At 40.3% G+C, this 12,089-nt stretch carries 11 protein-coding genes; 2 read left to right on the forward strand and 9 right to left on the reverse strand.

The window, feature by feature from the left end:
- Positions 1–50 precede the first annotated feature (50 nt).
- The 7 genes from panC to sfsA all read right to left on the reverse strand — a co-directional run bounded on the left by panC (position 51) and on the right by sfsA (position 6,238).
- On the reverse strand, positions 51–899 hold the full coding sequence (panC, locus tag B0169_RS16495; RefSeq protein WP_077287827.1) for a pantoate--beta-alanine ligase: 849 nt from the start codon (positions 897–899) through the stop codon (positions 51–53).
- A gap of 93 nt (positions 900–992) precedes the next feature.
- A complete protein-coding gene (gene panB / locus B0169_RS16500; RefSeq protein ID WP_077287829.1) occupies positions 993–1,787 on the reverse strand; it encodes a 3-methyl-2-oxobutanoate hydroxymethyltransferase in 795 nt (264 codons plus the stop codon).
- Positions 1,788–1,843: 56 nt separating this feature from the next.
- Positions 1,844–2,335, reverse strand: coding sequence for a 2-amino-4-hydroxy-6-hydroxymethyldihydropteridine diphosphokinase (folK, locus tag B0169_RS16505; RefSeq protein ID WP_077287831.1), 492 nt, complete (start codon positions 2,333–2,335; stop codon positions 1,844–1,846).
- Positions 2,335–3,756, reverse strand: coding sequence for a polynucleotide adenylyltransferase PcnB (gene pcnB / locus B0169_RS16510; protein ID WP_412842146.1), 1,422 nt, complete (start codon positions 3,754–3,756; stop codon positions 2,335–2,337). The genes folK and pcnB overlap by 1 nt, the downstream gene beginning before the upstream one ends.
- A 120-nt stretch (positions 3,757–3,876) precedes the next feature.
- A complete protein-coding gene (gene gluQRS, locus B0169_RS16515; RefSeq protein ID WP_077287860.1) occupies positions 3,877–4,770 on the reverse strand; it encodes a tRNA glutamyl-Q(34) synthetase GluQRS in 894 nt (297 codons plus the stop codon).
- A gap of 20 nt (positions 4,771–4,790) precedes the next feature.
- Entirely contained in the window at positions 4,791–5,231 is a 441-nt protein-coding gene (dksA, locus tag B0169_RS16520; protein WP_077287833.1) for an RNA polymerase-binding protein DksA, read from the reverse strand.
- A 284-nt stretch (positions 5,232–5,515) separates the two neighbouring features.
- Complete coding sequence (sfsA, locus tag B0169_RS16525) at positions 5,516–6,238, reverse strand: DNA/RNA nuclease SfsA (RefSeq protein WP_077287835.1); 723 nt, start codon at positions 6,236–6,238, stop codon at positions 5,516–5,518.
- A 91-nt stretch (positions 6,239–6,329) separates the two neighbouring features.
- On the opposite strand from sfsA, the gene pepB reads away from it, so the two are divergent.
- A complete protein-coding gene (gene pepB / locus B0169_RS16530; protein ID WP_077287837.1) occupies positions 6,330–7,637 on the forward strand; it encodes an aminopeptidase PepB in 1,308 nt (435 codons plus the stop codon).
- Positions 7,638–7,788: 151 nt separating this feature from the next.
- Here pepB and B0169_RS16535 read toward each other — a convergent pair whose 3' ends face one another.
- Together B0169_RS16535 and thpR are read right to left on the reverse strand one after the other, a co-directional pair.
- A complete protein-coding gene (locus B0169_RS16535; protein WP_077287839.1) occupies positions 7,789–8,199 on the reverse strand; it encodes a hypothetical protein in 411 nt (136 codons plus the stop codon).
- 88 nt (positions 8,200–8,287) lie between these two features.
- Positions 8,288–8,836, reverse strand: coding sequence for an RNA 2',3'-cyclic phosphodiesterase (gene thpR / locus B0169_RS16540; RefSeq protein WP_077287841.1), 549 nt, complete (start codon positions 8,834–8,836; stop codon positions 8,288–8,290).
- A gap of 462 nt (positions 8,837–9,298) precedes the next feature.
- Between thpR and hrpB the strand changes: the two genes are divergently transcribed.
- Positions 9,299–11,983 carry an ATP-dependent helicase HrpB gene (gene hrpB, locus B0169_RS16545; RefSeq protein WP_077287843.1) on the forward strand — a complete coding sequence of 895 codons (2,685 nt, stop codon included), beginning with the start codon at positions 9,299–9,301 and terminating at the stop codon, positions 11,981–11,983.
- Positions 11,984–12,089: the final 106 nt, after the last annotated feature.

Here is a 12,089-nt window from a genome sequence, read left to right on the forward strand (position 1 = left end):
AGTCGCTTTTTTTTTGCTAGCTGGCAACAATCACCAACAATAATAAACGTTTAAGCTAGGCTGATGCGTAGATTATCAATTAACCTTGCTTTACCACAATGAGCGGCGGCAAGAATAACCAACTCCTTATCGTCCTCACTTGCGGGCTGTAAAGTGCGGGCATGACAAATATGAATGTAATCTGTTTTCATACCGGCATTGTCAATATAATTAGCGGCCTTTTTAGCTAAACCAATAAAATCATTATCATTTTGAATCGCTTTTGCTAGCCACTGAATATTTTGACTTAGCGCCGGTGCTATTTTCTTTTCTTCTGCGCTTAAATAGCTATTGCGTGAGCTTAATGCCAAACCAGAGGCCTCTCGAACGGTTTCTACTGGCATGATCTCAATCGGCATTGATAAGTCTTCCACCATGGTTTGAATAACTTGTACTTGCTGATAATCTTTTAAGCCAAAGCAAGCAATGTCTGGCTGCACGATATTAAATAGTTTACAAACAACGGTTGCTACGCCACGAAAATGTCCTGGGCGACTTTCACCGCAATAACCATCAGAGACATTTGGTACTTCAACATAGCTTTGCTTGTCTAAGCCTTTAGGGTAAATAGTGGCAGGTGTGGGGATAAAGAGTAAATCGCAACCACCGGCTAAGAGTTTTTCTTGATCAGCCGCCATAGTGCGAGGGTAGTTATCAATATCTTCATTCATACCAAACTGCATTGGGTTAACAAAAATACTAACCACTACTTTATCAGCCGTTTGTTTGGCTTTTTCTACCAAGGCTATATGCCCTTGGTGCAAGTTACCCATTGTTGGCACGAAGGCAATTTTGAAACCTTGTTGGCGCCAAAGATTAATTTCGTTACGTAAAGTCGAAATTTCTTCAATTGTTTGCATCAGTATTCTACTTTTTACTCAATGTTGAAAGCACTTAACCCTGTTAAGTGAGCAATGAAATATTTGCTTAATTTATTTAAAAATCGACTTAGGTTATTTAAAAATATGCTCAGGGCCGGGGAAATTACCTTGACTGACTTCGTCAATATAAAGCTCGATAGCTTTTTTAATATCGCCGGTATCGATTAAAAAATTACGTGAAAACTTCGGCATGTAACTACATGAAATGCCTAAGGCATCATGCATAACAAGAATTTGTCCGTCAGTGTCTTTACCGGCGCCTATGCCAATTGTAGGAATAGAAACCGCTTCGGTAATGGCTTTACCTAAACTGCTTGGAATACATTCTAACACTAATAATTGTGCGCCAGCAGCTTCAAGCGCTTTAGCATTTTCAATCATTTCTAGCGCTTTAGCATTATCTCGGCCTTGGACCTTAAAGCCACCAAAAACGTTAACCGATTGTGGTGTTAACCCTAAGTGTGCACAAACAGGAATACCACGTTCAACTAAGCCCTTAATTGTGCCTTTTAACCATTCACCGCCTTCTAATTTTACGATACTAGCACCAGCCTGCATTAATTTAGTGGCATTAGCGTAAGCTTGTTCAGTTGTGGCATAACTCATAAAAGGCATATCTGCGATTATTAGGGTATTTTCAACGCCACGTTTTACTGATTGTGTATGGTAAGCCATATGCTCAATATCAACGGGTAGCGTGTCATCATGGCCTTGCAATACCATACCTAATGAGTCACCGATTAATATTGCATGAATGCCTGCTTGATCGAATATTTTGGCAAAACTCGCATCATAAGCGGTAATCGTAGTGATTTTTTCACCTTGATGCTTCATTTTTTGTAAAGTGGCGGTGGTTATTTTAGCCATGTTTATTCCATTTTTATGATGCAGCGTTAATCGTTGCTAATTTTAGAGTTATTATACTAACGTAATTTACTATGAACTTTTAGTCCATTTTTTTCAATTTGCTGAGCAAGAATTTTAACACTATCACCGTCAGGTAAAGTCAGCTCTTTTGCTATTTCGGCCAAAGGTAATAAAACAAACTCGCGAAGTTTTAAACCATAATGCGGGACAGTTAAACGCTCGGTATTTATCATTTGTTGATCATACAAGAGTATGTCTAAATCTAATATCCGTGCACCCCAGCGATTGTCTTTACGTATTCGTCCGGCCTTATTTTCAATACTTTGCAGCTGCTCGAGCAACTCAATAGGGCTTAAGCTTGTTTCTATTGCCACCACAGCATTCATGTAATCAGGCTGATCTTGCGGCCCCATAGGTCGGCTAAAGTATAAAGAAGAAACATCACTAATCAAGCAATGCTCAAGCAGGGCTAACTGCTTTAATGCCGCTATGATTTGGGCTTGCGGATCAGCTAAATTACTGCCTAAGCCTATATAGGCTAGTGCCATTATGCGTCACTACTTGTATTTTTCACACGCGGTTTTCTTCGCTTACGTGTGGTACGACGAGGGCCATTCCTGCTTGGCGCGATACTTTTTATCATTACTTGCTGGGTATCTGCGTTACATGCTTGGAAATCTCCCCACCATTTGGCAAGCTCTTGTAATGATGTAGCTTGCTCTGACTGGCTGTCTTTAGCGCACTCAATTTCAGCGCGCAATAATAAGAAGTCATATCCCGCTCTAAACTTAGGATGCTCTAGTGCTTTAAAGGCGCGCTTACCATCTCGACGAACTAACTTTTCTTGTAAAATCCAAATGTCTTTCATTACCGCTTGAAAACGCTTAGGTATGGCGATGCTACGCTGTTGCTCTGACATTATTTCACTCAATGCCCCGAAAAAGGCGTCTTGTGGTGTCAGTTGTGCTTCACTGTTTAAACGTTGTATTTGTTCTTGCATTGGATACCAAAGCATAGCGGCAAATAAGAATGCCGGCGTAACGCGTTGATCATTATTAACACGGTGATCGGTATTTTTCATTGCTAAACAAATAAAATCAGCTAAATAGGGATGAGATTGCTGATTAAGTTGTTGATCTACGGCAGGGAAGAAATATTGAAATAAGCTGTAATCACGCAATAACTGAAAATTTTCTACAGCTTTACCAGACATAAATAACTTTAAAAATTCTTCAAACATACGTGCAGGTGGAATGTTAGCCATTAAAGGCGCAAGCAACTTTATTGGGGCTTTGGAGTCGGCGTGAATTTCCATATCTAATTTAGTAGCGAAACGGATTGCACGTAACATTCGCACCGGATCTTCACGGTAGCGTGTTTCAGGATCACCAATTAGGCGAATTTGCTTGGCATATACGTCTGCAACACCATTAGCAAAATCATAAACTTTAAAGTCTTTAGCTGAATAGTACAGTGCGTTGATGGTGAAATCACGGCGCTCAGCGTCTTCTTCAATACTGCCATAAATATTATCGCGCAGTAGCATGCCATCTTCACTTTGCTTGGATATTTTTTGACAGCTATTTTCTTCGTTGTTGTCGTGATGGCCCCTAAAAGTGGCAACTTCAATAATTTCACGACCAAAAACAATATGAGCTAATCGAAAGCGGCGGCCGATCAGTCGGCAATTTCTGAATAAAGCTTTAATCTGTTCAGGAGTCGCATTGGTGGCAATATCAAAATCTTTCGGCTCTAAGCCTAATAAGATATCACGAACACCACCGCCAACTAAGTAGGCGTCATAGCCTCCTTTGTTCAAGCGGTACAATACTTTTAAAGCATTATGACTGATGTGTTTTCTAGATACAGGGTGCTGATCACGAGAAAGTATTTTAGGCTGTTCAAATGATGGCAGAGTAGAGTTTTTTTTTCGTGCTTTTCCGAGTACTTTTTTACACAAATTGATCACGCTTTTGATAATGTTGGACCCTAATTTTTCGTTAAATTTCTCGCGCAATGATATAACAGTGTAAGAGAAAAGAGAATGCAAACCGTGTGAAAAGTCGGCGTTTATTCGCAATCAAGCGTGTTATAAAACGATTTCTTGTGCTTTTGGCACTTGCGCCATTGACCAGTGATTGATTGCCCAAGTTAAAAGCTCATCAACATTTGCCGTTAATAAGTCATCGGGTGGTTGCTGACCAAGAAACACTAAGGCCGAAAAAAGTGACGGTATGGGATTTTTTTTATCAATTTCTGGTGCGCTATTTTGCTTGCTTAACTTAAAGCCCGGTTTGCTGACAGCAAGCGGGAAGTGGCCAAATTTCGGGGCATTACACTGTAAAATTTGATAAAAACTTAATTGCCTTGCCGTTGGTTCAAGTAAATCACAACCTCGAATAACATGGGTTATACCTTGATAAATATCATCAACAACAACCGCTAATTGATAAGCAAAAAGGCCATCTTTGCGGACAACAATGAAATCTTCATGAGCTAGTTCAGGGCTACAATTAACTTGGCCTTGGATCAGGTCATTATATCGTGAAATTCCGACGGTATTGCTAACACGAGTAGCGCTGTTACTGGCGGGGTGTGTGAGGTTTTTACATTGTCCCTGGTAGATACCACCTTGCGCTTTTATCTGCGCCCGAGTGCAACGACAATAATAACTCAGTTTTTGCTCGGTTAGTTCAGCTAAAACTTGGCGATATATTTCACTTTGCTGACTTTGATAGAGAACGTTTTCGTCCCAATGTAGTCCATAGCCTTCTAAAGTGTTTAGTATTTCACTACTGGCGCCTGCTCGCTCTCGAGGAGGATCAATATCTTCAATTCTGAGCAGCCATTGACCGTTGTTATGCTTGGCATCGAGATAGCTTGCTAGTGCAGCAATCAAAGAACCGAAGTGCAATAAACCGGAAGGGGAAGGAGCAAAGCGACCACGGTAATGGCTTGCATTACCAGGTCGCAAAGGTTTGATAAACTCCAACAAGGCGGTTTTTAACCGGCTAGTTGACGTTCTTTAATTTCTTGTAGCGTTTTACATTCAATACAAAGATCAGCCGTTGGACGAGCTTCTAAGCGACGAATGCCAATTTCAATTCCACAAGAGTTACAAAAGCCAAAATCGTCATCTTCGATAAGTTGCAGTGTTTTTTCAATTTTCTTGATCAGTTTACGTTCACGGTCACGTGTACGTAATTCAAGACTGAACTCTTCTTCTTGAGCCGCACGGTCAACCGGATCAGGGAAGTTGGCTGCTTCATCCTGCATATGTGTTACGGTACGATCAACTTCTTGACGAAGTTGTACACGCCAAGCATCTAGAATTTTCTTAAAATGCTCTAGTTGTGCTTCGTTCATGTATTCTTCGTTAGGTTTTTCAACGTAAGGGTTAACGCCTGCTAATGCTAAAATACCTAATGTTTTGTGTGTTGGCATGCTAATTCTCCTAATGCTACTAGACCTAAATCGATAAAAAGTAGTTACTTCTTGTAACTTTATCGCTTGGTTGCAACTGCCAATTTAATTAGACCTGAAATATTTTTCATATATTGTGTTTGCTAATATTAAATTCAAGGCTTAATCGATAATATTTCTTGATAATGTTAAAAATATTGCTGTGTCTAAACGTTATCTAAGGCGACAATAAATTATAAGCAAGCTCTTTTACAAGCTTTTCACTATAAGGTCAATCTTTATCGTCTCTATTTGCTTTTTATTGTTTAAAGCAGCACTGGCACTTTAGTTGTTAATGTTATTTTGAATTGATGATTTTCTTGTGAAAATGTCGCTTTGTAAGCCATTATTTCAACGCCTTGCTGACTTGCCTCAAGCAGCAGCTCTGCATACTTTGCATCAATATGGCTAGCGGGTTTTACATTATTAATACCTGAGTGTAACACAGCAAATAAAAGTACGGCTCGATGTCCTTGTGCAGCCATTGCCATTAATTCACGTAAATGTTTTTGCCCGCGCTGAGTTACAGCATCAGGAAAGTAACCTTGCTCTGCATCCAACAAAGTGACACTTTTAACTTCAATAAAGGTTTCTCGGTTGTTCTCGTCATAAAGATGAAAATCAATTTTGCTATTTTCATCGCCGTATTTTACTTCTCTTCTTAGTTGGGTGTGTTGGCTAAATTCTTTAATACAACCTTGAGCAATAGCTTCCTCGGCGAGTTGATTCGCCCGTATGGTATTAACACAAATCCAATGCTGTGCTTGTGTGTAAGTGAGCTCCCAACTGTTAGGGTATTTACGCTTTAAATTGTTAGAAGTACTGTACCAGACAGTATCTCCGGGTTCAGCGCATCCGGTCATAGCGCCAGTATTAGCACAATGCATGGTTATTTCTGTTTTAACATGTTGCTCATCTTCAATTATGACGTCAGCCAGAAAGCGCTTATAACGTTTGATGAGTGTGCTTGGCGCTAGTATAAAGTTCATATAAATAGTAGTTGATATATCATAGCTATAGGTTAATTATTTGCCGGCATAGTGTAAACTATTAGCTTAAATTAAATGTAAAGGTGAGAACATGACAACAGCTAATTCTGCTCCAGTATCAATAACATTGACAACAAATAACCATGCACAAGGTTGGCAGCAAGGAAAAACTATCCAAATTGCAACTGACAGTATTGCTATTTACTTACCTCAAGACGCGACGTATCGATTACGAAAGATTCAAATGGCAGCGCGTAAAATAGAAAAACTAGATATTGAACATGCTTTGCTGAGCGGCGATGGTTGGGATGAAGCTAGCCAATGGGCTTTTGCGCTTGGTTTTAGCTGCGTTGATAAACTAGAAAATATCAGTTTTTGTGGTGAGCCAGCGTTAATTGAACGCTTAAATAATAAATTAGCGGTTTACGCTTGGAGCCGTGATTTAACGAATCAAACACCTGCTGAATTATATCCATTGAAGCTTGCTGAGCTGACAACTGATTATATTACTAACCTTGCTCCTGCACATGTTACTACTCGCCTTATACAAGGTGAAGAGTTGCTAGAACAACAATGGATGGGCATATATAACGTTGGTAAAGGTAGTGTTAACCAACCTTGTTTACTGGAAGTTGATTTTAACCCTACAGCTGATGCCAATGCGCAAGTTGCTGCATGTTTAGTCGGTAAAGGTATAACTTTTGATAGTGGCGGTTACAGCATTAAAAGTAGCGCCGGCATGTTTGATATGAAGTGTGATATGGGCGGTGCTGCTGTTGTCGCCGGTGCTTTAGCATTAGCTATCAAGCAAGGCTTAGATCAACGCGTTAAATTGTACCTATGCTGTGCTGAAAACATGATCAGCAATGACGCGTATAAACTTGGCGATATTATTACTTATAAAAATGGTGTTACTTGTGAAGTTGCCAACACTGATGCTGAAGGCCGCTTAGTGCTGGCTGATGGCTTGATGGCAGCAAGTGAAACGGGCGCGCCAATGATCATTGACGCAGCCACCTTAACAGGCGCTGCTGTGATGGCGACAGGTGGTGATTATTCAGCACTATTTGCATTAGATAATGAAGCGGCAGCAAAAGCTCAAGCATCAGCAAGCGCGACAGGCGAAGCTATTTGGCAATTTCCTCTAGAGCCTTGGCATCAGGATAAATGTCCATCGGTATTTGCTGATACCGCCAATAGCCGCACACAAAAAGGTGGTGGTGCAGGTGGTGCAAGCAATGCCGCTGGGTTCTTATCACGCTTTGTCGGTAATGAAGGAGCCGGTTGGTTACATTTTGATTTAGCTGCCGCATACAATGCTGATGATTCTAGCTTATGGGCTGCAGGTGCAACAGGCTTAGGTATTGCTACTATTGCTGATTTAATTTCTCAGCATTAATCTAGTTGCGCTGATGACTAATGTTAAAGCGCGTTGACTTTGTTGAGTTTAAGTCAGTGTAAGTCTATAAAATTCGCTAATGCAGGTTAAGCATTGGTAACTAAAAAAGCTGAGATTGTCTCAGCTTTTTTAGTTAATGTTACCAAGCAAGTTAATCATCCGGTGTTTGTTGCAAAAACTGCTCTAACCAAGATTGCGCATTACTAATATCGCTAAAAACATAAAAGGTAATATTACATGCTTGATAAATTCTTCTAAGTTGCAGCTGTTGAATATCAGCGGTGTTACTATCAATCAATACACTGGCATTCGCAATTAGCCCATGTTTAACGCGGTACTTATTAACCTTTATTAATGCTGCTTCAGCTTCCGGCGAAAAAACACTATTACCGTAAAATGAGATTAATAACCCCCAAGGTTCACCAGAGAATTGTTCGCAGGCACCATACATATCTTCTATGTACTTTTCGGTAACTTGGCCGTTAAACGGGCCAAAAACTTCAACTTGCAAAATATTTGTTTGCGCTGCTATTGAATAATTGTCTTCTACAATTCTCTCCATTGCTCAACTCCATTTTAAACGAGGTAGTAATTGATAACAGTATTTTGTGCTTTTGCCAAGTAAGCATGTATTTTAATAAAGTCCAATATTAGTTTATTTTCCACGTTTTAACGGCTTGATAAACGACACCTAAGTCAGTGGAATATGAGTGATATAAGCTAAAACTATTAATGCAAATGTTTTGCACAGTGGTGGTTTTTTGTCGTGTTGATAAGGTTTCAGAAGCATCAAACTTCGCTTTACGATAAAGGCTTAAGTGAGGTTGGTAAGCTCTGTTTTCTATCGCTATTGCACTTTCATGGCAAGATGCAACAATAGTTGCATTTAACCGTATTAACCATTCAGGACAAACTGACGGCATAACATGCAGCACTTTTGCAGCTTTAAAGTAGCCTATTTCCGACAGCCCGATAGACAGGGTTTTATGCGCCTCTAAAACGGGCGCTAACAATGTTCGAATACTATCACGTTGCTGGTTAATCGACTGTGTTATATCGGTTTGTTGTGAGTTATCTATGAGTCCAAGAAATACTAAGGTAATATGAAAATTTTCAGCAGGTATGGCTTTGAATGCCAAAGGCAAATGTTGGTCACGCCATTGCGCCACTTTAAATTTATCATCGTTAGATATACCCAAACCGCTTGAAAATGCAGCTTCAGAGTTAAGCTAGGAAATCAGCGCAAGGCACAGCACGCAGATAATGGTTATTCCCTTATCAAGTGCTGCAACGCTGCACTGATTTTCTAGCTTAGCTCCCGCAGGGCAAGGCGATAAAGGGTCATCTCCGGCGTTATTGATTTTACAATGGAACAACCATTCCTTTCAATCAATGCCTTGGTGCTAACCCTTTTTCGACTTGCTGAATCCTGCATTTTCAAGTGGCTTGGGTATATATCTAAGGCTATAAACATTCTTTTTTTCATTGTTGCCCTTTAAGTAGCATTATTGCAGCACTGTTCAGTTATCAGTTACTCTGGCGCAAGCTGGTGGATTCGCCTCTGGCTATACACCGCTATTATTAGCGATAATTATCATGGCATTGTTATGATAATATGACATTCATAAAATAGTTACACTTAATATAACGCTTTATAATTTATGACACTGTCGGCCAAGCAACTCCCTATTGATGAGATAAAAGATGATGTCATCAATACTCTCAACCAACATCAAACAATACTGTTAACTGCACCACCTGGGGCCGGTAAGTCAACGTGCTTGCCTTTATGGTTATTAGACTTAGCTTGTTTATCTGGGAAAAAAATATACCTATTGCAACCACGGCGAATTGCCGCGAAGAATATTGCTTGTTACCTTGCGATGCAGCTTGGCGAACCTGTTGGTGAGACCGTCGGTTACCGCTTACGTAATGAAAGTAAAGTGTCGAAAAATACCCGTTTGGAAGTGATCACCGAAGGAATTTTAACTCAGATAATTCAGCACGATGCCGAGCTAGCTGGTTGTGGCTTAGTGGTGTTCGATGAATTTCATGAACGCTCACTTAATGCTGATTTAGCTTTTGCTTTAACGCGCGACGTGCAATTAGGTTTACGTGATGATTTAAAGGTTTTGCTGATGTCGGCAACATTGGCTACTGAAAGCATAATACAAAAGTTGCCCGATGCTATTTGCCTAGAAAGTAAAGGGCGAAGCTATCCGGTTGAGATCAGCTATCAAGCACCAACGCAGGCTAGGCTATGGCGAGAGCATGCGCTGAGTGTATTAAAATCAATCGTTAATTCACATCAAGGCTCAATATTGGTTTTTCTACCGGGAACCGGTGATATTCGCTATTTAGCGGAGCAATTGCCGAGTTTTATGCCTGAATCAATGTTGCTTTGTCCGCTTTATGGTGATTTAGCACTTGCTCAACAGCAACAGGCTATTGCACCTGCAACAAATGGTAAAAATAAATTAGTGCTTGCGACAAATATTGCTGAAACAAGTTTGACCATTGAAGGTGTTAATCTTGTTATTGATACAGGTTTAGAAAATGTCGCGATTTATGACATGCAAACTCTCAGTAATAAGCTGACCCAGCGCAGTATTGCGAAAGCTTCTGCCATTCAACGTGCCGGACGGGCTGGGCGCTTACAAGCCGGTCATTGTCTACGCTTATTTAGTAAAGATGATTTTGAACGCAGGAGTGAACAAAGTACGAGTGAGATACAGCAGGCGGATTTATTGCCTATGTTTTTAGAGTTAGCAAGGTGGGGAGCTAGTGATTGCAGTCAACTTCCCATGATTGAAATGCCTGATAGCAAACGTGAACAGCTCGCTTGGCAAGAATTAATTGAACTAGATTTGCTGACAAAACAAAAACAATTAACACCAGATGGTAAAAAAGCGGCCGTTTTCCCCTGTCATCCGAGGTTTGCCAAAATGCTGTTAAGGGCGCAGCATTTAGAGCAGCAGCAAGAAATTTTGCATTTATTATCTTTGGCTTGTTTACTGGCGGCTCTATTAGAAGAGCGTGATATTTTTAATTCGCAACAACGTACAGATGATTGTGATATTGCTCACCGAGTTATGCTACTTTGCCAACAACCGAAAAAATCACATCATCAACGTATTATTGTGCAAGCACAGCGATTTTTTCGTTTAGCGAATAACCAAGTCATCATTAAGAATGCTAAGCAAACGTCGCCGCAAGTTAAGTTGAGCTCTAGTCTTTGTATAACTGTTAATGAATTACCAATACAGCATTGTGGTTTAATATTACTGAACGCTTACCCAGAGCGCATAGCGAAGCAAAGAAATAACCAAGGTGATTACTTAACGGCTTATGGTAAAGGTGTGCTCATGAGTGAGTCGGACGCCTTGGCGAACAAGACATTCATTATTGCTGCACAGTTATTTCAGCGCCGACATACTTTAGCCATAGCGTTGGCAGCAGAGTTTGATTTATCACAAGCAATGGCTTGGGGGGTAGTTAAAACACAAAGCAAAACACATTTGAAATTTGATCAACAACTTAACCGCGTCATTTTCGCCCAGCATCAAATGCTTGGAGCTTTAGTTGTTAAAGAAGAAAATAGCTCAGAAAAAATAGCCGAAGAATTGTTAGTCGCCTGTTGGTGTCAGCAAATACGTAAGAAAGGTCTGCAGTGGCTAAAATTTGATGATAGTAGCCAACAATTATTGTTACGTTGGCGCTGGCTAACGAGTACGCAAAGGCACTTACTATTTCCTGAAGTAAATGACGCGGTTTTACTGGCTAATTTAGAGCAATGGTTAGGGCCTTATTTAACCGATATCACAACGAAAGCTCAACTTGATAAAGTTGATTTTTCTGCATTATTATTAAATCAATTAAGTTATCAACAACAGCAAGCGTTTAAAAAAATAGCACCAACTTTTTTTATCGGCCCAACAGGGCGAAAATGCCTTATTCGCTATAGTTTAGAGCAAGCCCCAGTTGTATCTTTACCTATGCAGGAGCTATACGGAGTAACTGAAACGCCAGCGGTTGGTGATAAAGCAAGTAATACTGCCGTGCCCTTGATTATTGAAATTCTATCGCCGGCTAAACGCCCCATTCAAGTGACCCAAGATTTGGTGGCTTTTTGGCAAGGCAGTTATCGTGAAGTGCAAAAGGATATGAAGGCACAATACCCCAAACATACATGGCTCTCTCCTGAAGAAGCCGCTTCGGGTAACTTTAGAGTGATTGACAGAAAGAAGAAAATATGTATAATATCTGACCAAGGGAAAAACGCTAAAATAGATAATATCAAAAAGGTGAATGCTCGAAATGAAAGGAAAAATAATCCTAAAAAATAAAGAGCAAAGAATTGGACTTCCCAGCTTTCACTAGACAGTTTCTAACTCAGAAAAATACGCTTCCTCAAACTTAGCAGGTGAAACACCGCCTGTATGCGAGTGACGT

Source organism: Cognaticolwellia aestuarii (assembly GCF_002000025.1).
In the GTDB taxonomy this organism is placed as follows: Bacteria; Pseudomonadota; Gammaproteobacteria; order Enterobacterales; family Alteromonadaceae; genus Cognaticolwellia; species Cognaticolwellia aestuarii.

Bases quoted from the DNA above. Each gene is read 5' to 3' on its own strand.
- panC (WP_077287827.1), bottom strand. From the start codon at position 899: ATGCAAACAATTGAAGAAATTTCGACTTTACGTAACGAAATTAATCTT.
- panB (WP_077287829.1), bottom strand. From the start codon at position 1,787: ATGGCTAAAATAACCACCGCCACTTTACAAAAAATGAAGCATCAAGGT.
- folK (WP_077287831.1), bottom strand. From the start codon at position 2,335: ATGGCACTAGCCTATATAGGCTTAGGCAGTAATTTAGCTGATCCGCAA.
- dksA (WP_077287833.1), bottom strand. From the start codon at position 5,231: ATGCCAACACACAAAACATTAGGTATTTTAGCATTAGCAGGCGTTAAC.
- sfsA (WP_077287835.1), bottom strand. From the start codon at position 6,238: ATGAACTTTATACTAGCGCCAAGCACACTCATCAAACGTTATAAGCGC.
- pepB (WP_077287837.1), top strand. From the start codon at position 6,330: ATGACAACAGCTAATTCTGCTCCAGTATCAATAACATTGACAACAAAT.
- B0169_RS16535 (WP_077287839.1), bottom strand. From the start codon at position 8,199: ATGGAGAGAATTGTAGAAGACAATTATTCAATAGCAGCGCAAACAAAT.
- hrpB (WP_077287843.1), top strand. From the start codon at position 9,299: ATGACACTGTCGGCCAAGCAACTCCCTATTGATGAGATAAAAGATGAT.